This is a genomic window from Streptomyces sp. A3M-1-3 (genome assembly GCF_024213665.1).
Lineage (GTDB): Bacteria > Actinomycetota > Actinomycetes > Streptomycetales > Streptomycetaceae > Streptomyces.
Map to the genome: position 1 here is coordinate 25,760 of NZ_JANAVP010000040.1, position 24,384 is coordinate 50,143.

Consider the following 24,384-nt stretch of genomic DNA (forward strand, 5'->3'; position numbering starts at 1 on the left):
GGAGAGATCCTCGGCCGCGAGGACGCTCCGCTGGGCTTCCGCGATATGGGCGAGGGCGCTCACGCCGGCACCTCCGTTGCGGGGACGGCCAGGGTGGTACCCGGCCGGACGACGGTTCCACTGGGGCTGCGCCCCAGGCCCGGCGCGCGGCGCGGCGCGGCCGCGATCGCGCCTGCGGCGGCGGACGGGGCTGCGGCGGCGGACGCGGCCGCGGGTGCAGCCGCCCCCGGTGCAGCGGCCGCGGTCGCCGGGGCTGCGGCTGCCGGCGCCGGGACAGCGGCCGCCGGGGCCGCCGTCGCCGGTGCAACGGTCTCCGGGGCGGAGCCGGCGGCGGACGCCCACTGCGCCTCGGCGCGCAGCGACACGTGGGTGCGGGAGCAGAGCTCCCGCCGGGCGGTGCCCTCGCGCGGCAGGCTCGCCGCGCAGCGCGCGGTGAGGACGGTCACGACCGCACCTCCCCTGCGATCGTGGCGCGACCGCCGGCGCACCTCCGGTGCGTGCACGACGCGCCCGGCCGGAGCCGCGGCGGTCGCCGCGCCTCGCCTGCGGGAGCGGAGCTGGCTGAGCGGGTAGCTGCTCACGACTGCACCTCCGGTGCGTTCGCGGCCGCGCCGATGCGGACCAGGGCGCCCGGGTGCGCTCCGGTATCGGCGGGCACTCCGTGGCCGGTCGAGTTGAGCGGCAGCCACACCACCCGGTCCGGCATCGGGGTGACCTGGAGGGGCAGTTGGACTGTGCCCGACGGGCCGGTCACCGCGAGCAGGTCGCCGTCCTTGACGCCCGTCTCGGCCGCGGTGGCGGCGGAGAGCCGGGCCACGGCCGCGTGGCGGGTGCCGGCCAGCGCCTCGTCGCCGTCCTGCAGACGGCCCTGATCGAGGAGGAGGCGGTGGCCCGCGAGGACGGCCTCGCCCTCGGCCGGGCGGGGCAGCGGGCGGGCCGACTCGGACGGGTCGCCGGCGTGCTCGCCGGTCCAGTGGCCGAGGCGGTCCAGTTCGGCGTGTACGGCCCTGACGTCCGGCAGCGCGAAGCTCACGTCGAGCGCGTCCGCGAGCATGTGCAGCACCCGGGCGTCCGACGGGGCCGGCGGGCGTGTCATCTGGTCGGGCTTGAGTGCGGCCTCGAACGGCCGCAGCCTGCCCTCCCAGTTGAGGTACGAGCCGGCCTTCTCGGCGACCGCGGCGACCGGGAGGACCACGTCCGCCCGCTCGGTGACCTCGCTCGGCCGCAGTTCCAGGGAGACCAGGAACCCGACCGCGTCGAGGGCCTCGAGCGCCCGCGCCGGGTCCGGCAGGTCCGCGACCTCGACACCCGCGACGAGCAGTGCGCCCAGTTCGCCGGTGGCCGCGGCCTCCAGGATCTGGCCGGTGTCGCGGCCGTACCGGTGCGGGAGTTCCGCGACGCGCCAGGCGGCGGCGACCTCCTCGCGGGCCCGCGGGTCGGTGGCCGGGCGGCCGCCGGGCAGCAGCGACGGGATCGCGCCCGCCTCCACCGCCCCGCGCTCGCCCGCCCGGCGCGGGATCCAGACCAGCTCGGCGCCGGTCGCGGTCGCGGCCCGTACGGCGGCGGTCAGCGCGCCGGGGACGGCGGCCAGCCGCTCGCCGACGACGATGACCGACCCGGCCGCGCGCAGCGCCTGCGCGGCCTGCTGCCCGGCCTCGTCGTCGGCGGTGTTGCCGGCGAGTGCGTCGAGCCACTCGGTCTCGGTGCCGGGCGCGGCGGGAAGCAGCGTGCCGCCCGCCTTCTGCAGACCGCGCGTGACATACGTGGCCAGGGCGAACGTCCGTTGGCCGTACTTGCGCTGGGCCTTGCGCAGCCGCAGGAAGACGCCGGGCGCCTCCTCCTCGGACTCGAATCCGGCGAGCAGGACGGCCGGGGCCTTTTCCAGCGAGGTGTACGTGACACCCGTGCCTCCCCCACTGCCTTCGGCGTGGGAGGTACCCCCAAGGTCCCATCCGCGTCCGGCGACGCGCGAGGCCAGGAAGTCGGCCTCCTCGCTGCTGTGGACGCGGGCCCGGAAGTCGATGTCGTTGGTGTCCAGGGCGACCCTCGCGAACTTGGCGTACGCGTAGGCGTCCTCGACGGTGAGCCGGCCGCCCGCCAGCACACCCGCGCGACCGCGGGCGGCGGAGAGACCGCGCGCGGCCGCCTCCAGCGCCTCGGGCCAGCTCGCCGGCTCCAGGTCGCCATCCGCGTTGCGTACGAGCGGGGTGCTGAGCCGGTCGGGACGCTGCGCGTAACGGAACGCGAAGCGGCCCTTGTCGCAGATCCACTCCTCGTTGACCTCGGGGTCGTCGGCAGCCAGCCGCCGCATGACCTTGCCCCGCCGGTGGTCGGTGCGGGTCGCGCAGCCGCCCGCGCAGTGCTCGCAGACGCTCGGCGACGACACCAGGTCGAAGGGGCGGGAGCGGAACCGGTACGCCGCCGACGTCAGCGCGCCCACCGGGCAGATCTGGATGGTGTTGCCGGAGAAGTACGACTGGAAGGGGTCGCCCTCGCCGGTGCCGACCTGCTGGAGCGCACCGCGCTCGAGCAGCTCGATCATCGGGTCGCCGGCGACCTGGTTGGAGAACCGCGTGCAGCGCGCGCACAGCACGCACCGCTCGCGGTCGAGCAGCACCTGCGTGGAGATGGCCACGGGCTTCTCGTACGTCCGCTTCCGGCCCTCGAAGCGGGACTCCGCGTCGCCGTGCGACATCGCCTGGTTCTGCAGCGGGCACTCGCCGCCCTTGTCGCAGACCGGGCAGTCCAGCGGGTGGTTGATGAGCAGCAGCTCCATCACACCGCGCTGGGCCTTCTCCGCCACCGGCGAGGTGAGCTGGGACTTCACCACCATGCCGTCGGTGCAGGTGATGGTGCAGGACGCCATCGGCTTGCGCTGGCCCTCGACCTCGACGATGCACTGCCGGCAGGCGCCGACCGGGTCGAGGAGCGGGTGGTCGCAGAAGCGCGGGATCTCGATGCCGAGCTGCTCGGCGGCGCGGATGACCAGCGTGCCCTTGGGGACGCTGATCTCGATGCCGTCGATCGTCAGCGAGACGAGGTCCTCGGGCGGGACTGCCGCGCTTGCTCCTCCGGAGGCTGCGGCGCCCGCGGCGGAACCGCCTGAAGAATGCAGCACGGTCATGCGTCCACCTCCAGGTGAGCGGTGTTTGAGCGCGGCGCGTCGCCCGCGCGGCGCCCGGCGGCGAAGCCGCCGTAGGTCACGAGCGTCATGCGGTCACCTCCTGCGGGTTTTTCCCGTCTGCCCACGCAGTGGATTTCGCTGGGTCGAAGGGGCAGCCCCGGCCTGTGATGTGCTGCTCGTACTCCTCGCGGAAGAACTTGAGCGAGGAGAAGATCGGCGAGGCGGCGCCGTCGCCGAGGGCGCAGAAGGACTTGCCGTTGATGTTGTCGGCGATGTCGTTCAGCTTGTCGAGGTCGGACATCTGGCCCTTGCCGGCCTCGATGTCGCGGAGCAACTGGACCAGCCAGTACGTGCCTTCGCGGCAGGGTGTGCACTTGCCGCAGGACTCGTGGGCGTAGAACTCGGTCCACCGGGTGACGGCCCGTACGACGCAGGTGGTCTCGTCGAAGCACTGCAGCGCCTTGGTGCCGAGCATCGACCCGGCGGCGCCCACGCCCTCGTAGTCCAGCGGCACGTCGAGGTGCTCGTCGGTGAACATGGGGGTCGAGGAGCCGCCCGGGGTCCAGAACTTCAGCCGGTGGCCCGGCCGGATACCGCCGCTCATGTCGAGCAGCTGGCGCAGGGTGATGCCGAGCGGGGCCTCGTACTGGCCGGGGTTGGCGACATGGCCGCTCAGCGAGTAGAGCGTGAAGCCCGGGGACTTCTCGCTGCCCATCGACTTGAACCAGTCCTTGCCCCGGCTGAGGATCGCGGGAACGGACGCGATCGACTCGACGTTGTTCACCACAGTGGGGCACGCGTACAGACCCGCGACGGCAGGGAAGGGGGGACGCAGCCGGGGCTGTCCGCGACGGCCTTCGAGCGAGTCGAGCAGCGCGGTCTCTTCACCGCAGATGTACGCGCCCGCGCCCGCGTGCACGGTGAGTTCGAGGTCGAGTCCGCTGCCCAGGATGTTGGTGCCGAGGTAGCCCGCTTCGTATGCCTCGCGGACCGCCTCGTGCAGCCTGCGCAGGACCGGGACGACCTCGCCGCGCAGGTAGATGAACGCGTGCTGCGAGCGGATCGCGTAGCAGGCGATCACGATTCCCTCGATGAGGGAGTGCGGATTGGCGAAGAGAAGGGGGATGTCCTTGCAGGTGCCCGGTTCCGACTCGTCGGCGTTGACGACGAGGTAGTGCGGCTTTCCGTCGCCCTGCGGGATGAACTGCCACTTCATTCCGGTGGGGAAGCCCGCGCCGCCACGTCCGCGCAGACCGGAGTCCTTGACGTAGGCGATCAGGTCGTCGGGTGACATCGCGAGGGCCTTCTTCAGCCCTTCGTACCCGTCGTGGCGCTTGTACGTCTCCAGGGTCCAGCTGTCCGGCGCGTCCCAGAAGGCTGACAGGACGGGTACGAGCAGCTTCTCGGGGCTCGTCTCGCCGCCGGCCTCCGGCTGGGAGGTGCCGCCGTATTCGGTGGACATGGTCATCACTCCCCCTCCTCGGCGTCGCGCGGGTGCACCACACGCGGCAGTGCCTCGCCCTTGGCGAGCCGCAGGCCCGCCAGCGAGGCGGGACCCGCGCCGCCGGACGCCTCGACTGCGCCGGGGCGCTCGTCGGGGAAGCCGGCCAGGATGCGGGCGGTCTCCTTGTACGTGCACAGGGGCGCCCCGCGGGTGGGGGAAACCTGCCGTCCGGCCCGCAGGTCGTCGACGAGCTGCTTCGCGGACTGAGGGGTCTGGTTGTCGAAGAACTCCCAGTTGACCATCACCACGGGGGCGAAGTCGCAGGCCGCGTTGCACTCGATGTGCTCCAGCGTGACCTTGCCGTCGTCGGTGGTCTCGCTGTTGCCGACGCCAAGGTGGTCCTTGAGCTCGTCGAAGATGGCGTCGCCGCCCATCACCGCGCACAGCGTGTTGGTGCAGACGCCCACCTGGTAGTCGCCGGAGGGCTTGCGGCGGTACATCGAGTAGAAGGTGGAGACGGCGGTGACCTCGGCGGTGGTCAGGCCCAGCACCTCGGCGCAGAAGCGGACGCCGGTGCGGGTGACGTACCCCTCCTCCGCCTGCACGAGGTGCAGCAGCGGCAGCAGGGCGGACCGGCTGTCGGGGTAGCGGGCGATCAGCTCCTTCGCGTCCGCTTCGAGCCGGGCGCGTACGTCGGCCGGGTAGTCGGGGGCGGGGAGCTGCGGCATCCCCACGAGCACCTCTTGATTTGCTGGTGTGGCAGTCACCGGTCGACGCCTCCCATCACGGGGTCGATGGACGCGACGGCGACGATGACGTCGGCGAACATGCCGCCCTCGCACATCGCCGCCATGGCCTGCAGATTGGTGAAGGACGGGTCCCGGAAATGGACCCGGTAGGGGCGGGTGCCGCCGTCGGAGACGACATGGACGCCCAGTTCGCCCCTGGGCGACTCGACGGCCTGGTACGCCTGCCCGGCCGGTACCCGGAAGCCCTCGGTCACCAGCTTGAAGTGGTGGATCAGGGCCTCCATGGAGGTGCCCATGATCTTCTTGATGTGGTCGAGCGAGTTGCCGAGCCCGTCCGGGCCGAGCGCGAGCTGCGCGGGCCAGGCGATCTTCTTGTCGGCGACCATCACCGGTCCGGGCTCCAGCCGGTCCAGGCACTGCTCGACGATCCGCAGCGACTGCCGCATCTCTTCGAGCCGGATCAGGAAGCGGCCGTAGGAGTCGCAGGTCTCGGCGGTCGGGACGTCGAAGTCGTACGTCTCGTATCCGCAGTAGGGGTCGGTCTTGCGCAGGTCGTGCGGCAGGCCGGCCGAGCGCAGGATCGGGCCGGTGGCGCCGAGCGCCATACAGCCGGCCAGGTCGAGATAGCCGACGTCCTGCATACGCGCCTTGAAGATCGGGTTGCCGGTGGCGAGCTTGTCGTACTCCGGCAGGTTCTTCTTCATGGTCTTCACGAACTCGCGGATCTGGTCGACCGCGCCCGGCGGCAGGTCCGAGGCGAGTCCGCCGGGCCGGATGTAGGCGTGGTTCATCCGGAGCCCGGTGATCAGTTCGTAGATGTCGAGAATGAGTTCACGATCACGGAAGCCGTAGATCATGATCGTCGTCGCGCCCAGCTCCATCCCGCCGGTGGCGATGCACACCAGGTGGGACGAGATCCGGTTGAGCTCCATCAGCAGGACCCGGAGGACCGTCGCCCGGTCGGGGATCTGGTCCTCGATGCCGAGCAGCTTCTCGACACCGAGGCAGTACGCCGTCTCGTTGAAGAACGGAGTCAGGTAATCCATGCGCGTGACGAACGTGGTGCCCTGCACCCAGTTCCGGTACTCGAGGTTCTTCTCGATGCCGGTGTGCAGGTAGCCGATGCCGCAGCGGGCCTCGGTGACCGTCTCGCCCTCGATCTCCAGGATGAGCCGGAGCACGCCGTGCGTGGACGGGTGCTGCGGTCCCATGTTGACGACGATGCGCTCGTCGTCGGCCCTGGCCGCGGACTGGACGACCTCGTCCCAGTCGCCGCCGGTGACGGTGTAGACGGTGCCCTCGGTGGTGGCCCTAGGGGTTGCGTGGGGAGTGGTCACGAGTACGACCTCCGCTGGTCCGGAGCCGGGATCTGGGCGCCCTTGTACTCGACGGGGATGCCGCCGAGCGGATAGTCCTTGCGCTGCGGGAAGCCCTGCCAGTCGTCCGGCATCATGATCCGGGTGAGGGCCGGGTGCCCGTCGAAGACGATGCCGAAGAAGTCGTACGTCTCCCGCTCGTGCCAGTCGTTGGTCGGATAGACCTCGACGAGGGACGGGATGTGCCGGTCCGCGTCGGGTGCGCCGGCCTCCAGCCGGATCAGCCGGCCGTGGGTGATCGAGCGCAGGTGGTAGACCGCGTGCAGCTCGCGGCCCTTGTCCTCGAGGTAGTGGACGCCGGAGACGCCCGTACAGAGCTCGAAGCGCAGGGCAGGGTCGTCGCGCAGGGTCCGCGCCACCTGGAGCAGGTGCTCCCGCGCGATGTGGAAGGTCAGCTCGCCGCGGTCGACGACGGTCTTCTCGATGGCGTTCTCCGGGACGAGCCCCTGCTCCTCGAGGGCGCCTTCGAGCTCGTCGGCGACCTCGTCGAACCACCCGCCGTAGGGGCGCGCCGTGGCCCCCGGCAGGGTCACGGTCCGGACCAGTCCTCCGTAGCCGGAGGTGTCGCCGCCGTCCCCGGCGCCGAACATGCCCCTGCGTACGCCGATGACCTCACCGGTGTCGTCCCGCTGGGCAGGAACGTTGTTTCCGTTCCGCTGCTCGTCACTCACCGCAGCAGCCCCTTCATCTCAATGGTGGGGAGCGCCTTGAGGGCCGCTTCCTCCGCCTCGCGGGCGGCTTCTTCCTGGTTCACCCCGAGCTTGGAGTTCTGGATCTTGTGATGGAGCTTGAGGATGGCGTCCAGCAGCATCTCGGGGCGGGGCGGGCAGCCGGGCAAATAGATATCGACAGGAACAATGTGATCAACACCCTGCACAATGGCGTAATTGTTGAACATCCCGCCCGATGAGGCGCAAACCCCCATGGAGATAACCCACTTGGGGTCGGGCATCTGGTCATAGACCTGCCGCAGTACCGGCGCCATCTTCTGACTGACCCGCCCGGCCACGATCATCAGGTCCGCCTGGCGCGGAGAGCCCCGGAAGACCTCCATGCCGAAGCGGGCCAGGTCGTAGCGGCCGGCGCCCGTGGTCATCATCTCGATGGCGCAGCACGCGAGGCCGAAGGTCGCGGGGAAGACGGAGGATTTGCGCACCCAGCCCGCGGCCTGCTCGACGGTGGTCAGCAGAAAGCCGCTCGGCAGCTTCTCTTCGAGTCCCATTGGTAAGGCCCCTCAGTCCCATTCCAGGCCGCCGCGCCGCCATACGTACGCGTAGGCAACGAAGACGGTGAGCACGAAGAGCAACATCTCCACGAGCCCGAAAAGCCCCAGGGCGTCGAAGGTGACGGCCCAGGGATAGAGGAAGACGATCTCGATGTCGAAAATGATGAAGAGCATCGCCGTCAGGTAGTACTTGATCGGGAAGCGGCCGCCTCCGGCCGGCGTGGGAGTGGGTTCGATACCGCACTCGTATGCCTCAAGCTTCGCCCGGTTGTACCTCTTTGGGCCGATAAGCGTGGCCATGACCACGGAGAAGATCGCAAACCCTGCCCCGAGGGCGCCGAGCACGAGGATGGGTGCGTAAGCATTCACGCTCCTCGCTCCTTCCAGTCGTCCTTGACCGTTGGACCGCTGCCGGACGGGGTGCCCCGCCCCACGAAGATCGCTCTCATGTGAGGCAGTTCACAAGCCCGACTTGCTGCGCATCCTATGCCTGTCGGTCTGTGATCTGCGACACGGGGTGGAACAAGGGCTTTGTGATCTCCACCACCAGTCGAACGATCATGAAGCCGGATGAGCGGTGATCTTCATACGTGAAGCACTCATCTGATTACCAGTTGTGACATCCGGGCGCGTTACCCCTGGTGGCAGGCGTGCGGCTTACCAAGCGGTGACCCCTGCGAGCAAATTGGCAATGGACGGAATCGGGTGATAAAGCAGCCGGGTCGCACGGTCGGGGGAAGCCGCCGGGACCGAAGTGGACGCCGGCATGCGCGCACGAGCCGGGAGCCCCCCTCCTTCGTGATTATTCTGTGACCTGCACCACACCTGTTTCGCTCCGGTAAAAGCGGGCTTGGCCAACGGTGTGAACGGATGGTAAGCGCCAGGCAATTCGGGCGTATTGCGGATAACCCTTGATCACAGCCCTGTCATGGCCAGTCCGATTCGTCCGTTACGGCGTCAATAAGGCCCGGAGCGCGTCCGATTCGCGCCTTCCGAGGGCAACTGTGGCGCAACCCACGTTTCTTGAAGGGAACCGCAAACCCCTGATAGCCGTTGTCCTCATGTCCCACACCGCTCACATACCCAGCCACCGGAAGCCCCGCCGCAGCGCGTCGAAGCTCGCGCTCCGAGCCGGAGTTGCCGGTGGCGTCCTCAGCACCATCGCGGTGGCCGGTGCTGCCGGGCCGGCGAATGCCGAGCCGGTGACCGAGACCATCGAGATGCCCACCCTGACCTCCGGGCTGTCCTCCGCCGTCGCCAAGTCCGCGGACGCCACCCAGCAGGCCGCGCTCGGCTACGAGCTGCAGGCCCAGGAGGAGACCGCCCGCACCACTGCCGAGGCGGCCGCCAAGAAGTCCAAGGACGAGGCGGAGCGCAAGGCCGAGGCCAAGCGCAAGGCCGAGGAAGCCGCGAAGGAGAAGGCCGCGGAGCGCGCCTCGCGTTCCTCCGCCCGTACGACGCTCAGCGCGGCCTCCAGCGGCTCCTCGAACCCGAGCGGCTCCGTCGGGACCGTCATCGCCTTCCTCAAGGCGCAGCTCGGCGACGCGTACGTCCTCGGCGCCACGGGACCCAACGCCTGGGACTGCTCGAGCCTCGTCCAGGCCGCGTACCGGCAGGTCGGCGTCGACCTCCCGCGCGTCTCGCAGGACCAGTCGGTGGCCGGCACCCCGGTCTCGCTGGACAACCTCCAGGTCGGGGACATCCTCTACTGGGGCGGCGCGGGCTCCGCGTACCACACCGGTGTCTACATCGGCGGCGGCCAGTACCTCGACGCCGCCAACCCCGGCAAGGGCGTCGTGATCCAGGACCTGTCGGGCTACCCGGCGAGCGGCGCGGTCCGCGTCCTCTGACCGCGCGCACACCGCGAAGGGCCGCAGCTCCCCCGCTCGGGGTGGAGCTGCGGCCCCTTCGCCGTTGTTCGGCCGTCCGGGGCTGCACGGCCCACCTCAGGCCTTCGGGGCCACCTTGGTAGTCCCGAGTTAGGCGACGAACAAGGGGCGCTCTGTAGGCGAGCAGCTCGACGCTTCGCAGGCCGATGCCGACAGGGCTCACGCCGACGGTCACGAACAGGATCACGAGACCGAGCAGCACGCGGTCAGGGGTGAGGATCATTCGGCCGCCTCGCTCACCGCGCCTCGGTCGCAGACGAAGAGACCGAGCAGTTCGCCGAGGTCGAAGACGAGCGACCGGGCGGCAGCCTCCGGAATCTCACAAATGGGCGTGTGATTGCTGGCGACCAATCACACGAATCGCGGCTCGTTGACGGCCGCCGCAGGACGGAAAACGGCTCCGACGTTCCTCTCGCGGTTCACGCCGCACCTCTCCCGTTCTCGACGAGCTTGAACCAAACCGTTTTTGATCGCGCCCCGGTCTCGCTCGACCCCCACTCGTCGGCATAGGCGCCAACGAGCCGCAGGCCGCGCCCGTGGCCCTCGCGCGAGTAGCAGTCGGCAGGAACGGGGTTCGGCGGCGTGCAGTCGTCGCGCACTCGGACGATCACGTAGTCGCGGCCGACGGACACCTCGATCACGATGCGTTCCGTACCCGTGTGGAGGTGGGCATTCGTCACCACCTCCGACGTGCACAGGGTCGCGGCGTCGACGAGCTGCGGGTGCTCGGCGGTGCGCAGTACGGACGTCACGAAGTCGCGGGCGATCTTCGACGCGGTCGCGGCGTTCGGTGTGGTCACTCGGTAATTCGCGCCCTGCTCGGGCGGTGCTGCGGAAGGTGCTAAGGCGCTTGTCGTCATGTCCTCGTCTCCCAACGCGGTAGTGCTCGCGTCGCGCCATGCGTGGCGATGGCCGCACCCGGGCGGTACCCCCAACGGGCGTACCAGCGGCTGCACTTCGGTCTTACTGACGTGCGACGCGGTGCTGCCAGGATCATAGGGGGCATACATGCCCCGTGGCAAGAGTGGTCCCTTGGCTCTGGATATGGTGGGTGGACCCGTGGCACGGTTAGGCACGACACTGTGTGCGCAGACAGGGGAAGGTGACATGCCGCCGAGGGACAACCCAACAGCCCGCCAAGCGCGCCTGGGTGGAGAGCTGCGGAAGCTGCGCGAACGTGCGGGCAAGACCGCCCGCGAGGCAGCAGGGCTGATCTCTACCGACCAGGCCAAGATTTCGCATATCGAGGCAGGTCGGATCGGAATCAGCGACGACCGCATCCGCCGACTCTCCGTTTTCTACGCCTGCGACGACGAGTCGCTGATCGAAGCGCTTTGCGCGATAGCGGCCGAGCATCGAGGGCAACACTGGTGGGACAGTTACCGCGGTGTCCTTGCTCCGGGCTTCCTCGACATCGCCGAACTTGAACATCACGCAAGCGGTGGCCTGCGATGCCTGCAACCGGTGACGTTCCCCGGCGTCTTGCAGACCGAGGACTACGCGCGAGCCCTGTTCGCCGGCGTCATCCCGCAGCTACCGGCCGATGAGGTGCAGGCCCGAGTCGAGCACCGGATGAAGCGCCGCGCGATCTTCGACCGTGACGACCCGCCGCGCTTCGAGGCGATCGTGCACGAGGCCGCACTGCGGATGCGTGTCGGCGGCCGGAAGGTAGCCCGGGACCAGCTCGAATACCTGTTGCAGGCGTCCGAGCACGAGTGGCTCACGCTGCGAGTCATCCCCTTCACTTCCGAGGACTTCATCGAAGTCACGCAGACCGTAATGTATGCGGCCGGCATCGTTCCGCAGCTCGACACCGTTCATATCGACACGCCTTTCGGCGGTCGCTTTCTGGACGCAGCCGCAGACCTCGACCGGTACAGAACCCTGCTCGATTTCGCCGAGCAGACCTCGCTCGACCCCGAAGCGTCGCGCAATTTCGTTCACCACGTCGCAAGAGAACTGTGAGAAATTCAGGAATGAGCAGCGAAATCAAGTGGCAGAAGTCGAGCTTTTCCGGGGGCGGCGGGGAACAGTGCCTTCACGTCGCCAAGCGCAACGGCGAGATCCTGCTGTGCGAGAGCGACGACCCGGATAACACCATCACCACGTCACCGGAGAAGCTCGCCGCCTTCATTCAGGGCGTCAAGGCCGGCGAGTTTGATCACTTCGTGAACTGACTCACCGTCGCAGGAGCAACCGTGCCCCCCGTCTGACCTGGGCGGGGGGCACTTGCATATGCCAGTGCGCATGTATGCCCCGTAGCAGCCTTGCCGCCCTGGCTCCTGTAGCGATACCGTCGCCGTGCGTCGCCACAACGTGCCGATCCGTCGGGAAGACCGTGCCCGACGTGGCATAACTCTGCCCAATCTCCCGTCGGTTGAGCAGGGTTCCCCCGAGGTTGCATCCTGCCCGCCCTTGCCCGACACCGGCAGGCGGGGTGCAACCATGGCGCCCCCGGCAGGAGGACATCCGTGCATCTGCTACGCCGACCCCTGACCGCTGAGGGTGCAAGGTTGCTTCCCTCGCGCCTACACCGCCGCCGTTCGTTGGGGGGTCGCGATCGAGCGTGTTCGGTACTGCGGCACCGGGTGCGAGCACCCGGAACGGCTCAAGGCCGTTGAAGTGGTGGACGGTCCACGTGCGGCTATCCGAGCCCTGCGTATCGACATTCGCGGTACGCACATGGCCATGACACCCCGCGAGATCGCGCGCGCCCTTGAGTGGGCGGACGGCAGCGGGTGCCTTCAAACGCTCGCAGTCCTGTATCGCGGAGAAAACAACGGGCTTCACCGTTGTTCTGCACGGCGGCATCCGGGCCGAGTGGGTCGTACGACCTGTCCGATACCTCTCGTTGACACCGACGGAATCCGCAGACTGTGAGCGTCACCCCAAGCACCGGCGAACGGAATTGTGCTTATGAGTACCACGATCATCACGGAACATCCCGCCTGGCACGAGACGCCCGAGGGCGAGCCGGTGCGCCTCGTCGAGCATCAGGGCTCTGTATGGCTCGCGCAGTGGGAGACCGAGCGCGAGCACCTGCTGCTGCGCCCCCTCGACGCCGAGGCCGGCGAGCAGCCCCCGGTCGCCTACACGTCGTCGATCGACCTGCCGACGACGGACAAAGCGACGCCCCTGCTCGATGAGTTGGTGCCTCTCGGCACCGTAGCTCGGCTCACCAATCCGTCGCTGTGGGACGCGATCACGACCGCCCTGCTACGGCAGGTCGTGACCGCCGCGCAGGCCCGGAAGCGTCATCGCGCGTTCTACTCGGCGTACGGCCGTAACTTCGAGACCCCGGTCGGCGCCCTCGCCCTCGCCCCGAGCCCCGAGGCCGTCCTCGGCCTGAGCGACGAGGGGTTCGCCGCCGTCGGCGCCATGTTCAACCGAACCGCCCTGCGCGCCGCCGCCGAGGCGTTCCTCGACCGTGGCGAGCACTGGTCCACCTTCGACGTCGCCGAAAGCCTGATCAAAGAACTCGTCGAGGTACCCCGCATCGGCCCGTGGACCGCAGCAGCAGCAGCGGCCGACTACACGGGGGACCACTCGGTCTACCCGCACGGCGACCTCGCCGTGCGCACCTGGGCCGGCAAGGCCGCGCCCGGCCTCGTACTGCCGAGCTCTGAGAAGCAGTTCGAGGCTCTGTGGCGCCGTTGGGCGCCCGAGCGCACCCGACTGCACGCCCTGACTCTGTTCACTCTCACCTGGGGGAGCCATGACCGCGTTACCGGCCACGGAGGACGTACGCACCGCCCCTGATCTGATCGCCGGCGCCGACCCGCGCCGCGCCCTCGACGCACTGTTCGTCAACGCGCCGCTACGCGACTACGGCCTGCGCCCGCGTACCAACGACTACACCCTGCCGGTTCTCGGCCTCGGGTACATCGCCACGTACGTGCAGGAGGTCGGAGGGTTCAACGTCGGCGTACTGGACGCCGAGGCACACGGCCTCGGCATCGAGGAGACCGCCCGAATCGTCAACGCCGCCCGCCCCCGATGGGTCGGCATGAACCTGCTCGCCCCCACGTACGAGATGTCGGCCCGCATCGCCGCCTGTCTCGACCGCGACATCGCGCTCATGGTCGGCGGACACCACGCCCGCGCCATGCCCGACCGCATCCTCGACGACCCCCGCATGACCAACCTCCGCGCGCTCGTCATCGGCGAGGGCGAGACCCGCGTCGCCGCGCTCCTCGACAACGAGCGCCGCCGCGCCGAGCTGCCTGGCGTGATGTGGCGCGACCGCCTGCTCGGCACACACGCCGCCGGCATCGCCCGAGGCAACACCGCGCAGTGGCTCGGCCCGGACATCGACGCCCTGCCGCTCGTGAACCGGGCCTTCCTGCCGCAAGACCCTTACATCGCCGACGACGGCCGCACCGAGGCGAACATCGTCGGCAGCAGGGGATGCCCGTACGACTGCGGATTCTGCGGCGCCGCCGTCTCGGCGAACCCCGACGTCAAAATCCGCGCCCGCTCCCCCGAGGGCATCGTCGCCGAACTAGATTCCCTGCACTCCGCCTACAACGCAACGGCGTTCCGATTCGTAGACGACCTCTTCCTCGGGGCCAAACGGGTGATCGTGCCGCAGATGGAGGCATTCACCCGGCACCGCATCGGCGAACGGTACATGTGGGACGCCACCGGAAGGATCAACGTGTTCGCCCGCCTCGACGACGACATGCTCACCACGCTCAAGGCGAACGGGCTGCGCGAGGTCGCCCTGGGGATCGAGTCCGGCAGCGACCGTGTGCTCGCCGGCATGGACAAGCGGATCACAGCCGAGATGACCGAGGACGTAACCGACCGCCTGCTCGAACACGGCATCGGCGTGAAGGGGTATTTCATCCTCGGCTACCCCGGTGAGGAGCGGGAAGACCTCGACGCGACCGTGCGCCACATCAACAGCCTGTGGGCCCTAGCCGACCGTCACCGCGCCCGTTTCCGGGCGAGCGTGTTCGAGTTCCGCCCCTACCCTGGCACGCCGATTTGGCAGACGCTCACCGACGCCGGCCACGACCCCGACAAGCTGCTCGCCTACTCGGACGTCGACCTCACCGCGGACGGCGCCGACGAGTCCATGCGGGCCCGCGACGAGTTCAATTTCTCGGTCGGCATCCAGTTCGGCGGCGTCCCCCTGCACAAGCTGCGCGCCACCCTCGCCATACTCACCCGCGAGCAGCACGCCCGGAACCGCATGGGGGTCGTCGCATGACCACACTGCCCGGAGTGTTCATTACCGTCGACGGCCCGAGCGCCGTCGGGAAGTCGACCACCGTCTCAGAGCTCGACCGCCTGCTACGCAACGAGGGCCGAACCATCCACACGACGACCGAGCCCTCGACGAGCGCACTCGGCGAGTTCACCCGCAAGAGCGCCAACTTTCTCAGCGGTCGCGCGCTCGCGTGTCTCGTGGCCGCCAACCGGTACGAGCACATCGACAGCGACCTGCGGCCCCTGCGCGACTCCGGTTTCACGATCGTCTGTGATCGGTACCTCGCGTCGTCCCTCGTGCTGCAACGGCTCGACGGCGTGCCTGAGCAGTTCCTGCTCGAACTGAACGCCGACATCCTGCTGCCCGACCTCGCAGTAATCCTCACCGCCGCCCCGGACACAATCGCCGCCCGCCTCGCCGAGCGCGGCCGACGCCACCGGTTCCACAACGACCCCACCGGGCCCGCCCGCGAGGTCGAGCTCTACACCAAGGCCGCGCAGACCCTGATGACCCTCGGCGTACAGGTGCTCGTGCTCGACTCCACCAAGGCCACCCCTACGGACGTAGCGAAGCGAATCGCCGACGCCGTACCCCCGCCCGGCGGTAGCGTCGACAGCCCCACCAGACCCGACGACCACACGGTGAACCCATGAACGCGACACCCGCAGCCCCCGTGATCGACACGCACGTGATCCTGCGCGACGGCGACAAGATCCTTCTTTCGCAGCGCGGAGGACCGTACGGCTACGGCCGGTGGCACGCCCCCTCGGGCAAGCTCGACAAGGGCGAGCCGCTCACCATCGGCGCGGCACGCGAGCTGCGCGAAGAGACCGGCGTCGAGGTTTCCCCCGAGCGCCTGCGACTCGTGCACGTCGTGCACCACAAGCAGAGCCCCGAGGTCGAGCGCATCGGTCTGTTCTTCGAGGCGACCGAGTGGCAGGGCGAGCCGGTTAACCGCGAGCCCGAGAAGTGCCTCGATCTGCGTTGGTGGTCCGTGCACGAGCTGCCCGACGACATCATCGAGTACCCCGCCGCCGGCCTGCTCGGCTACCTCAACGTCGCCGAGACGCTCACCGAACACGGCTGGTCGTAAATACCTCGGCCACCCGCGGTTCCCCCGCCCGCCGGCGCCCTTCTCCCGAGGCCCGGCGGGCGGAGTCGTGCCTAAGGCGCAATAGCTGTTGCGCCGTAGACAGACATCCGCCGAGGTCAGGAGACCGCAGAGGTGCAGACTTGAATGATCACGAACGTGGGGCCACCTTCGACAGGCCATTGATGATGCGGTCCATCGCGTCGCCGCCCGTCGGGTCGGTGAGGTTCGCGAGCATCTTCAGCGTGAACTTCATCAGCAGCGGGTGGGTCAGGCCGCGCTGGGTAGCGATCTTCATGACCTTCGGGTTGCCGATGAGCTTCACGAAGGCCCGGCCCAGCGTGTAGTAGCCGCCGTAGGTGTCCTTGAGGATCTTGGGGTAGGCGTGCAGCGCCAGTTCCCGCTGGGCCGGGGTCTGCCGGGCGTGCGCCTGGACGATGACGTCGGCCGCGATCTGGCCGGACTCCATGGCGTACGCGATGCCCTCGCCGTTGAACGGGTTGACCAGCCCGCCCGCGTCACCGACCAGCAGCAGGCCCTTGGTGTAGTGCGGCTGGCGGTTGAAGGCCATCGGCAGGGCGGCGCCGCGGATCGGCATCGTCATGTTGTCCGGGGTGTAGCCCCAGTCCTCCGGCATCGAGGCGCACCACGCCTTGAGCACCTCGCGCCAGTCCAGCTCCTTGAACGAGTCGGAGGTGTTGAGGACGCCGAGGCCGACATTGGACGTACCGTCGCCCATGCCGAAGATCCAGCCGTAGCCCGGCAGCAGCCGGTCCTCGCCCGGTCCGCGCCGGTCCCACAGCTCCAGCCAGGACTCCAGGTAGTCGTCGTCGTGGCGGGGGCTGGTGAAGTACGTCCGTACGGCCACGCCCATCGGGCGGTCCTCGCGGCGGTGCAGGCCCATGGCCAGCGACAGCCGGGTGGAGTTGCCGTCGGCGGCGACCACCAGCGGGGCGTGGAAGATGACCGGGGTCTTCTCCTCCCCCATCTTGGCGTGCACGCCGGTGATCCGGCCGGTCCGCTCGTCGACGATCGGCGCGCCCACGTTGCAGCGCTCGTACAGCCGCGCGCCTGCCTTCTGCGCCTGGCGGGCCAGCTGCTCGTCGAAGTCGTCGCGCTTGCGCACCAGTCCGTAGTCCGGGTAGCTCGCGAGGTCCGGCCAGTCGAGCTGCAGCCGGACACCGCCGCCGATGATCCGCAGGCCCTTGTTGCGCAGCCAGCCGGCCTCTTCGGAGATGTCGATGCCCATGGCGACGAGCTGCTTGGTGGCGCGCGGCGTAAGGCCGTCGCCGCAGACCTTCTCGCGCGGGAAGGCGGTCTTCTCCAGCAGGAGGACGTCGAGTCCGGCCTTCGCCAGGTAGTACGCGGTCGTGGAGCCGGCGGGCCCGGCCCCGACGACGATCACATCTGCGGTGTGTTCGGAGAGGGGCTCGGTCACGGCGGGATCTCCCGAAGACTCGATATTGCGTGCCGAACGGCACAGGACAGAGGCAGTCTATGCAGCAGCACTCACCGGTCTCCTGAAGGGCTGCCCTCCATGGCCAAGCCGCTCCCCGTCGTCCAGCTCCGCGTGCCCACCGAGGAGGACGCCCTCGTCTGGCACCGGGTCTTCGACGACCCGTGCGTGATGGAGTTCCACGGCGGCGCCGCTGCCGAACTCTCGGTGTACGAGGAGCTGACCGCCCGGCAGCGGATGCACGACGCCACCCACGGCTTCTGCCTGTGGACGATGACCGACGAGGCGGGCGAGGTCATCGGCTTCACCGGCGCGCAGCCGTGGCCGCATGCGTGGGGCCCGGCGGGCGGGATCGAGATCGGCTGGCGGCTCGGCCGCGCGTACTGGGGGCAGGGGTACGCCACCGCCGCGGCCGAAGCGACGCTGGAGCGGGTACGTGCGGCCGGGGTGAAGGAGGTGGTGGCGATGGTCGACGCCGGCAACGAGCGGTCCATCGCGGTCACCCGGCGGCTCGGTATGGAGCTGGCGGAGACGCTGCACACTCCGGTGTCCAGGAAGAAGTGCTACCGCTTCCGGCTGGAGTTGTAGGAAGCCGCTAGAAAACCGAGAGGCCGGTGAGCGTGGTGAAACGGTCCAGCGCGGCCACACCGGCCACCGAGTTACCCCGCGCGTCCAGGCCGGGGCTCCACACGCACAGCGTGCAGCGCCCCGGCACGACCGCCACGATCCCGCCGCCGACGCCGCTCTTGCCCGGCAGCCCGACCCGGTAGGCGAAGTCGCCGGCCGCGTCGTACGTACCGCAGGTGAGCATCACCGCGTTGATCTGCTTGGCCTCGCTGCGGGTCAGCAGGCGGCTGCCGTCGGCGCGCAGCCCGTGGCGGGCCAGGAAGCGGGCGGCCAGCGCCAGGTCGGCGCAGCTCATCTCGATCGCGCACTGCCAGAAGTAGTGGTCGAGCAGGGTGGGGACGGGGTTGGTGATGTTGCCGTACGAGGCCATGAAGTGGGCCAGGGCGGCATTGCGGTCGCCGTGCGCGGACTCCGACTCGGCGACCTCCGGATCGAAGGCCAGCTCCGGGTTTCCGCTCTCCTCCCGCAGGAACTCCAGGAGTTCACTGCTCGCGTCGCCGGTCAGGGTCTGCAGACGGTCGGTGACGACGAGCGCGCCCGCGTTGATGAACGGGTTGCGGGGGATCCCGTTCTCGTACTCCAGCTGCACCAGCGAGTTGAAGGGGTTGCCGGACGGCTCCCGGCCGACCTGCCGCCAGAGGCTGTCGCCGCCCTGGGCCAGGGCGAGCGCCAGGGTGAACACCTTGGTGATGGACTGGGCGGAGAAGGGGCGCTGCCAGTCCCCCACCCCGTACACCGTGCCGTCCAGATCGGCGAGGGCCATGCCGAAGCGGTGCGGGTCCACGGAGGCGAGGGCCGGGATGTACTCGGCGGGGCGGCCACTGCCGATCCGCGGCGCGACATCCTCGGCGATCCGCTCCAGTACGGCCTGGTAGTCCACGGCGGACCGGCTCAGGCGGCGGGCTTGGTGCCGCGGTGCAGCGCGACGATGCCGCCGGTCAGGTTGCGCCAGGCCACCTTCGTCCAGCCGGCCTGCTTGAGGCGCGACGCCAGCGCCGGCTGGTCGGGCCATTCGCGGATGGACTCGGCGAGGTAGACGTACGCGTCCGGGTTGCTGGACACCGCCCTGGCGACAGGCGGCAGCGCGCGCATCAGGTACTCGGTGTAGACCGTGCGGAGCGGGGCCCAGGTCGGGTGCGAGAACTCGCAGATCACCACCTGGCCACCGGGCTTGGTGACCCGGTACAGCTCGCGCAGCGCCGCGTCGGTGTCCTGCACGTTGCGCAGGCCGAACGAGATCGTCACCGTGTCGAAGACGCTGTCGCGGAAGGGCAGCTTCGTCGCGTCACCGGCGGTCAGCGGCAGATGCGGGTGGCGCTTCTTGCCCTCGCGCAGCATGCCGAGCGAGAAGTCGCACGGGACGACGTACGCGCCGGTGGCGGCGAACGGGAGTGAGGACGTGGCCGTGCCCGCGGCGAGGTCGAGGACCTTCTGCGCCGGGCGGGCGTTCACGGCCTTGGCGACCTCCCTGCGCCACAGCCGGTCCTGGCCGAGCGAGAGGACGTCGTTGGTCAGGTCGTAGTTCGCCGCCACGTCGTCGAACATCGAGGCGACTTCGTGCGGCTGCTTGTTCAGGGATGCGCGGGTCACGCCGCCATTGTGTCCTGCGGCCCGCCGGATACGGCCCGCAGGGTCGTGTCGGCGCGGCCGGCGTCAGCGGCGCAGCGCCTCGGCCTGGCCGCCGCCGGTGGGGGGCGGTGTCATCCTCCGGCAGCGGGCCGGCCTGTCCGCTTCGGTACGCACGCCTCCTTGGCGTAGAGGAGGGCCGGGTCCTTCCGCTCCAGCGCCTCGGCGAGCGCTGGAGTCGGCACGGTCTCGCCCGTCGCGGGATCGGGGTCGGGGTAGGCGGGAAAGCCGTTCTCGCGCATGCAGGCGCTGAACTTCCGCTCGCTCTCCAGGATTTCCTTGTCGACCGGATCAGCCTCCGGATCGGGAAGCTTGTCGAAGCACTTCTGCTGCGCCGCGACCTGGATGTCTGCGACCGTCTTGTCCTTGTCGACCTTTGTCTGGCCGTCGTCCCGGTGGTCCAGGATCACCCCGTGCTTCTCCGGCACGAGTAGTAAGCAAGTTCCTTTTCACTTTGCGGGGGCGACTTCCCCGGCTCGGGTTCGCCCAGCGCCCCGCAGCCGACGAGTGCGGCGATGAGAAGGGCGGGCGCCGCCAGGGAGCGCAGCGGGGCGGACAAGGGCGTGCAGAGGCTCCAGACCGGGTACGAGCGGGCGGGCGTGACGCTATGTGTTCGAACATGCACTCGTCAACTGTTCCCGGGGACAGTAGACGCCCCCCAACGACCCTTGTTTGACTACCTGTTGTGCGATCCGCCAAAGGGTCGGACCTCGAATGCGCGACCGGACCAGGGATGTGAACCATGAGACAGCCGACCACCAGGCAGCGCGTCGCCTCACTCGCCGTCGCCGTATCGGCAATCGGCGGATTCGCTTTCGCGACCGCCGGAACGGCACAGTCGGCCACGCCGCAGAACGGGACGCTGGAATCGTCGGAGTTCGGCCTCTACCACAACTCCGGCAGAGGCGGCTGCGTGCACGACCTGATCTACGACGACAAGACCTTCAGCAACAACCGTTTCAAGGGCAAGAGCACCTGCAACGGCTACGGAGATACCGTGAATGACGCCACGGCTTCCTACTGGAACCGCTCCGTTCTGCAGTATTGCGTGTACACCGACGCCGACTACGAAGGCGCATGGGGCTCCCTGGATCCCGGTTACAGCGGAGACGCCTCCAGGACCTTCAGGAACAAGCTCTCCTCGGCCCACTGGGGCAAGTGCGGCTGACCGGCCCCCGCCCCCCGTACCCCCGTACCCCCGTACGTCCCGAAGGACTCCGATGCCCCCGCCGACCGTCCGCCGCCCCGCCCACCCGACCGTCACGCTCCTCGCCCTTTCCGGCCTCCTGGCCGGTCTCACAGGCTGCGCCGGCGACGGCGGCGGCGGCGGCGGCGCGGGCGACGACGCACGCCGGGAACCGGCCGTGGCGTCCACGCCCACGCTGCTCCGCACCCAGGGGCTCACGTTCCCGCTCGACGCATACGAACGCACCGACGCGGACCGGGATCTGCTCTCCCGGAGCCAGCAGCTGCTCGCCGGCCGGTGCATGGCGCGCTACGGATTCACGTACAGCCCGCCGCCGATGCCCGCGACCGACCGAGGACAGGACGGCTCGCGCCGGTACGGGGTGTCCGATCCGGCGGCCGCTGCCACGTACGGATACGCGTCCCCGGGCAGCGCCCGCGGAGCCGCACGTCCGCCGCAGCAGGCAGCGCTGAGCGCGACCGGAAGGCTGGTGCTGCACGGGCCGGACGATCTGGCGCCGGACAAGCTGCCCAAGAGCCGGCGAGAGGCGGAGACCACGAAGAGCGGCATCAAGGTCAACGGCACCGCGATCCCCGTCGGCGGCTGCCTGCGCGAGTCGTTCCTCAAGCTCTACGCCCCGGCCCCGGACAGTGTCGACACCCTCTTCGTCTTCAGTCTCGTCGCCGAAGCGGAATCGCACGCCCGAGAGGATTCTCGCGTACGTCGCGTTTTCAACCAGTGGTCGCAGTGCATGAAGGAGAGCGGCTATTCGGCCGCGAGTCCGCTGGGCGCGGCCGAGAAACTCGGCTTCCAGAACCAGGAATTGTCCAGTCCTGCCGCCGTCACCGCCGCCAAGACCGATGTCGCCTGCAAGGAGAAGGTGAATCTGGTGGGCGTTGCCTTTGCGGTGGAGTCGGCCTACCAGCGCGGGCTCATCGAGAAGAACGCCGAAACGCTCAAACTCGCCAAGGCGCAGCACGAGGAGCGGCTGCGACTCGCCTCCACCCTTGCCGCCGCACGGAGGTAACTCCATTTTCGGCCAATCCAATTGGTCGGAAAATCTATGAGTGCCCGCCCCGTCGGGTGATTAGGATCGATCGATGATTCTGACCTGGACCGGGGGAACTGATGGATCTGCGCAGCCTTCGCGCACTCATCGCCGAGCGTGAGGATGCCGAAGAACTATGCCGCGGAGCGGACCGCATCAACGACCTCACTGACCAGGAGGCAGCCGTATTCGCCCTTCTGCATACGGCTCCTTCCAACGAGGAAATAGCCAGGGATCTTCACATATCCGAGCGGACCGTCAAGTTCCATATCGCCAATCTGCGGAAGAAACTCGGCGAGGTCTCCAGGCTCCAGCTCTGCCTGTTGGCCGCGCTCACCCAGTTGACGGACCACCCGGAGCATACGGACCACTGAACGGCGAGATCAGCGCGCCCGGTAGACGAGCCGCCCGTCGAGGACGGTGGCCACACAACTGGCGGCGCCCGCGGCCACCAGAGCCGCCTCGTCCGGCACGTCGAAGACCGCGAGGTCGGCGCGAGCGCCGACGGCCAGCGGGGTGTGCACGGAACCCGGCAGGTCGTACCCCTCCACGAACGGATCGAGGTCCGGCCCGCCGAGGAGCATGCCTCCCGGACCGCCGACCGGCGAGACGACGGTCAGCCCCACGCGGGCGACCGCGGTCCGCAGGAGAGGGTCGTCCATCACCGCCAGGGCTGTGGTGCCGTGCCTCAGCATCCGCTGCAGCCCCCGCCGCACACTGCCCGCCAGGCGGGCGGCGTCCAGCTCCAGCGACTCCAGCGCGGCCCCGGACAACGGCAGTTCGCCGAGTTCGCCGGCCTCCCGCGGGTCGGGGTGGTAGCAGCGCTTCAGCAGCCAGGTCCCGTGCCACTGGCGCAGTCCCGGCGTGAGCACGCCGGGCCACCGCCGCACGCGGGCCTGTGGATGCGCCGCCGCCAGCTCCTCGTACGGGCCGATCGCAGCGATCCGGTCGCCGTCGACGAGGACCGCACCCTCCGGCACGGGGGCCGCGCCGACCGGCAGGACCAGCGGCGCGGCATGAATCGTCAGCAAGGCAGCGGTCCGCCTCAGTTCGAGGCGATGAGCTTCAGCTCGGGATGCGCCGTGCCGCCCTCGATCGCCGTGGACGAGATGTGCGAGGCGACGCGCTCGTCGACCGGGTCGTTCGCCGGGTCGTCGTGCACGAGCAGGTGCTCGTACGTCGTCGCGCGCTGCGCCGGCACCCGGCCCGCCTTGCGGATCAGGTCGATGATCTCCAGCCGGTTCGACCGGTGCTTCGCGCCCGCCGACGACACCACGTTCTCCTCCAGCATGATGGAGCCGAGGTCGTCCGCGCCGTAGTGCAGCGACAGCTGGCCGACCTCCTTGCCCGTGGTCAGCCAGGAGCCCTGGATGTGGGCGACGTTGTCGAGGAAGAGGCGCGAGACGGCGATCATGCGCAGGTACTCGAAGAGCGTGGCCTGCGTCTGGCCCTTCAGCTTGTTGTTCTCGGGCTGGTAGGTGTACGGGATGAACGCGCGGAAGCCGCCCGTCCGGTCCTGTACGTCGCGGATCATCCGCAGGTGCTCGATGCGCTCGGCGTTGGTCTCACCCGTACCCATGAGCATGGTCGAGGTGGACTCGACGCCCATCCCGTGCGCGATCTCCATGATCTCCAGCCAGCGCTCGCCGGACTCCTTGAGCGGGGCGATAGCCTGGCGCGGCCGGGCCGGCAGCAGCTCGGCGCCCGCGCCCGCGAACGAGTCGAGACCGGCCGCGTGGATACGGGAGATGGCCTCCTCCACCGACACCGACGAGATCCGGGCCATGTGCTCGACCTCGGACGCGCCGAGGGAGTGGATGACCAGCTGCGGGTACGCCTGCTTGATCGCCGAGAAGTGCTTCTCGTAGTACTCGACGCCGTAGTCCGGGTGGTGGCCGCCCTGGAACATGATCTGCGTACCGCCCAGCTCGACGGTCTCCGCGCAGCGGCGCAGGATGTCGTCGAGGTCGCGGGTCCAGCCCTTGTCCGTGTCCTTCGGCGGGGCGTAGAACGCGCAGAACTTGCAGGCGGTCACACACACGTTGGTGTAGTTGATGTTCCGCTCGATGATGTACGTCGCGATGTGCTCGGTACCGGCGTACCGGCGGCGGCGCACCGCGTCGGCGGCCGCGCCGAGCGCGTGCAGCGGGGCCGAGCGGTAGAGGTCGAGCGCCTCTTCCGGGGTGATCCGGCCACCCTCGGCAGCGCGGTCGAGGACGGACTGCGGGTCGGCCTTCTCGGTCACCGGGGCGTCACCTTTCGGCGGTGGATCAGTGGGTCAGCGGACCGATCCAGCGTACGCCAGCACACCGGCAGCCCTGCGGGCCGG

The 24,384-nt window shown here is 69.3% G+C and carries 27 protein-coding genes; 11 read left to right on the forward strand and 16 right to left on the reverse strand.

Annotated elements, in window-relative coordinates; translation table 11 throughout:
* Positions 1–59: 59 nt before the first annotated feature.
* The 8 genes from NLX86_RS31130 to NLX86_RS31165 all read right to left on the reverse strand — a co-directional run bounded on the left by NLX86_RS31130 (position 60) and on the right by NLX86_RS31165 (position 8,287).
* Complete coding sequence (locus tag NLX86_RS31130) at positions 60–581, reverse strand: hypothetical protein (RefSeq protein ID WP_254375161.1); 522 nt, start codon at positions 579–581, stop codon at positions 60–62.
* Positions 578–3,124: an NADH-quinone oxidoreductase subunit G gene (locus tag NLX86_RS31135; protein WP_254375162.1), complete on the reverse strand. Its 2,547-nt coding sequence runs from the start codon at positions 3,122–3,124 to the stop codon at positions 578–580. Before NLX86_RS31135 ends, NLX86_RS31130 begins: the two co-directional genes overlap by 4 nt.
* Positions 3,125–3,209: 85 nt before the next feature.
* Positions 3,210–4,592 carry an NADH-quinone oxidoreductase subunit NuoF gene (gene nuoF / locus NLX86_RS31140; RefSeq protein ID WP_254375163.1) on the reverse strand — a complete coding sequence of 461 codons (1,383 nt, stop codon included), beginning with the start codon at positions 4,590–4,592 and terminating at the stop codon, positions 3,210–3,212.
* The gene (gene nuoE / locus NLX86_RS31145; protein ID WP_254375164.1) at positions 4,592–5,335 is read right to left on the reverse strand and encodes an NADH-quinone oxidoreductase subunit NuoE; all 744 of its coding nucleotides are present in this window, start codon (positions 5,333–5,335) and stop codon (positions 4,592–4,594) included. The genes nuoF and nuoE overlap by 1 nt, the downstream gene beginning before the upstream one ends.
* Positions 5,332–6,654, reverse strand: coding sequence for an NADH-quinone oxidoreductase subunit D (locus NLX86_RS31150; protein WP_254375165.1), 1,323 nt, complete (start codon positions 6,652–6,654; stop codon positions 5,332–5,334). The genes nuoE and NLX86_RS31150 overlap by 4 nt, the downstream gene beginning before the upstream one ends.
* Entirely contained in the window at positions 6,651–7,364 is a 714-nt protein-coding gene (locus NLX86_RS31155; RefSeq protein WP_254375166.1) for an NADH-quinone oxidoreductase subunit C, read from the reverse strand. Before NLX86_RS31155 ends, NLX86_RS31150 begins: the two co-directional genes overlap by 4 nt.
* Positions 7,361–7,915 (reverse strand): NADH-quinone oxidoreductase subunit B family protein, encoded by a 555-nt coding sequence (locus NLX86_RS31160; protein WP_254375167.1) that lies wholly within the window; start codon positions 7,913–7,915, stop codon positions 7,361–7,363. The genes NLX86_RS31155 and NLX86_RS31160 overlap by 4 nt, the downstream gene beginning before the upstream one ends.
* Positions 7,916–7,927: 12 nt before the next feature.
* Positions 7,928–8,287, reverse strand: coding sequence for an NADH-quinone oxidoreductase subunit A (locus tag NLX86_RS31165; protein WP_007490928.1), 360 nt, complete (start codon positions 8,285–8,287; stop codon positions 7,928–7,930).
* A gap of 692 nt (positions 8,288–8,979) precedes the next feature.
* On the opposite strand from NLX86_RS31165, the gene NLX86_RS31170 reads away from it, so the two are divergent.
* On the forward strand, positions 8,980–9,768 hold the full coding sequence (locus NLX86_RS31170) for a C40 family peptidase (protein WP_254375168.1): 789 nt from the start codon (positions 8,980–8,982) through the stop codon (positions 9,766–9,768).
* A 258-nt stretch (positions 9,769–10,026) separates the two neighbouring features.
* Here the strand turns inward: NLX86_RS31170 and NLX86_RS34610 are convergent, their stop codons facing one another.
* Positions 10,027–10,158, reverse strand: coding sequence for a hypothetical protein (locus NLX86_RS34610; RefSeq protein ID WP_302061973.1), 132 nt, complete (start codon positions 10,156–10,158; stop codon positions 10,027–10,029).
* Positions 10,159–10,226: 68 nt separating this feature from the next.
* Positions 10,227–10,607 (reverse strand): ATP-binding protein, encoded by a 381-nt coding sequence (locus NLX86_RS31175; protein ID WP_254375169.1) that lies wholly within the window; start codon positions 10,605–10,607, stop codon positions 10,227–10,229.
* A 307-nt stretch (positions 10,608–10,914) separates the two neighbouring features.
* Here NLX86_RS31175 and NLX86_RS31180 point away from each other — a divergent pair, with 307 nt between their 5' ends.
* The 6 genes from NLX86_RS31180 to NLX86_RS31205 all read left to right on the forward strand — a co-directional run bounded on the left by NLX86_RS31180 (position 10,915) and on the right by NLX86_RS31205 (position 16,115).
* Positions 10,915–11,772, forward strand: a complete 858-nt coding sequence (locus tag NLX86_RS31180) for a helix-turn-helix transcriptional regulator (protein ID WP_254375170.1) — start codon at positions 10,915–10,917, stop codon at positions 11,770–11,772.
* Positions 11,773–11,783: 11 nt separating this feature from the next.
* The gene (locus tag NLX86_RS31185) at positions 11,784–11,984 is read left to right on the forward strand and encodes a DUF397 domain-containing protein (protein WP_254375171.1); all 201 of its coding nucleotides are present in this window, start codon (positions 11,784–11,786) and stop codon (positions 11,982–11,984) included.
* Positions 11,985–12,723: 739 nt separating this feature from the next.
* Positions 12,724–13,566 (forward strand): hypothetical protein, encoded by an 843-nt coding sequence (locus NLX86_RS31190; RefSeq protein WP_254375172.1) that lies wholly within the window; start codon positions 12,724–12,726, stop codon positions 13,564–13,566.
* Positions 13,523–15,022, forward strand: a complete 1,500-nt coding sequence (locus tag NLX86_RS31195; RefSeq protein ID WP_254375173.1) for a B12-binding domain-containing radical SAM protein — start codon at positions 13,523–13,525, stop codon at positions 15,020–15,022. Before NLX86_RS31190 ends, NLX86_RS31195 begins: the two co-directional genes overlap by 44 nt.
* Complete coding sequence (gene tmk, locus NLX86_RS31200; protein ID WP_254375174.1) at positions 15,019–15,675, forward strand: dTMP kinase; 657 nt, start codon at positions 15,019–15,021, stop codon at positions 15,673–15,675. The genes NLX86_RS31195 and tmk overlap by 4 nt, the downstream gene beginning before the upstream one ends.
* Positions 15,672–16,115, forward strand: coding sequence for an NUDIX domain-containing protein (locus NLX86_RS31205; protein ID WP_254375175.1), 444 nt, complete (start codon positions 15,672–15,674; stop codon positions 16,113–16,115). The genes tmk and NLX86_RS31205 overlap by 4 nt, the downstream gene beginning before the upstream one ends.
* Positions 16,116–16,263: 148 nt before the next feature.
* Here the strand turns inward: NLX86_RS31205 and NLX86_RS31210 are convergent, their stop codons facing one another.
* Entirely contained in the window at positions 16,264–17,550 is a 1,287-nt protein-coding gene (locus NLX86_RS31210; RefSeq protein WP_254375176.1) for a geranylgeranyl reductase family protein, read from the reverse strand.
* A gap of 99 nt (positions 17,551–17,649) precedes the next feature.
* Between NLX86_RS31210 and NLX86_RS31215 the strand changes: the two genes are divergently transcribed.
* Entirely contained in the window at positions 17,650–18,156 is a 507-nt protein-coding gene (locus NLX86_RS31215) for a GNAT family N-acetyltransferase (RefSeq protein ID WP_254375177.1), read from the forward strand.
* Between the two features lie 7 nt (positions 18,157–18,163).
* Here the strand turns inward: NLX86_RS31215 and NLX86_RS31220 are convergent, their stop codons facing one another.
* The 3 genes from NLX86_RS31220 to NLX86_RS31230 all read right to left on the reverse strand — a co-directional run bounded on the left by NLX86_RS31220 (position 18,164) and on the right by NLX86_RS31230 (position 20,249).
* On the reverse strand, positions 18,164–19,075 hold the full coding sequence (locus NLX86_RS31220) for a glutaminase (RefSeq protein ID WP_254375178.1): 912 nt from the start codon (positions 19,073–19,075) through the stop codon (positions 18,164–18,166).
* 11 nt (positions 19,076–19,086) lie between these two features.
* Entirely contained in the window at positions 19,087–19,785 is a 699-nt protein-coding gene (locus NLX86_RS31225; RefSeq protein WP_254375179.1) for a demethylmenaquinone methyltransferase, read from the reverse strand.
* 110 nt (positions 19,786–19,895) lie between these two features.
* Positions 19,896–20,249, reverse strand: coding sequence for a hypothetical protein (locus NLX86_RS31230; RefSeq protein WP_254375180.1), 354 nt, complete (start codon positions 20,247–20,249; stop codon positions 19,896–19,898).
* Positions 20,250–20,563: 314 nt separating this feature from the next.
* Here NLX86_RS31230 and NLX86_RS31235 point away from each other — a divergent pair, with 314 nt between their 5' ends.
* The 3 genes from NLX86_RS31235 (at position 20,564) to NLX86_RS31245 (ending at position 22,429) form a co-directional block, all read left to right on the forward strand.
* Complete coding sequence (locus tag NLX86_RS31235) at positions 20,564–20,989, forward strand: peptidase inhibitor family I36 protein (RefSeq protein ID WP_254375181.1); 426 nt, start codon at positions 20,564–20,566, stop codon at positions 20,987–20,989.
* Positions 20,990–21,041: 52 nt separating this feature from the next.
* Positions 21,042–22,034 carry a hypothetical protein gene (locus tag NLX86_RS31240; protein WP_254375182.1) on the forward strand — a complete coding sequence of 331 codons (993 nt, stop codon included), beginning with the start codon at positions 21,042–21,044 and terminating at the stop codon, positions 22,032–22,034.
* A gap of 101 nt (positions 22,035–22,135) precedes the next feature.
* Positions 22,136–22,429, forward strand: coding sequence for a LuxR C-terminal-related transcriptional regulator (locus tag NLX86_RS31245; RefSeq protein WP_254375183.1), 294 nt, complete (start codon positions 22,136–22,138; stop codon positions 22,427–22,429).
* Positions 22,430–22,438: 9 nt separating this feature from the next.
* Here NLX86_RS31245 and NLX86_RS31250 read toward each other — a convergent pair whose 3' ends face one another.
* Both NLX86_RS31250 and mqnC read right to left on the reverse strand, forming a co-directional pair.
* Positions 22,439–23,086 carry a hypothetical protein gene (locus NLX86_RS31250; protein WP_254375184.1) on the reverse strand — a complete coding sequence of 216 codons (648 nt, stop codon included), beginning with the start codon at positions 23,084–23,086 and terminating at the stop codon, positions 22,439–22,441.
* 14 nt (positions 23,087–23,100) lie between these two features.
* A complete protein-coding gene (mqnC, locus tag NLX86_RS31255) occupies positions 23,101–24,300 on the reverse strand; it encodes a cyclic dehypoxanthinyl futalosine synthase (RefSeq protein ID WP_254375185.1) in 1,200 nt (399 codons plus the stop codon).
* Positions 24,301–24,384: the final 84 nt, after the last annotated feature.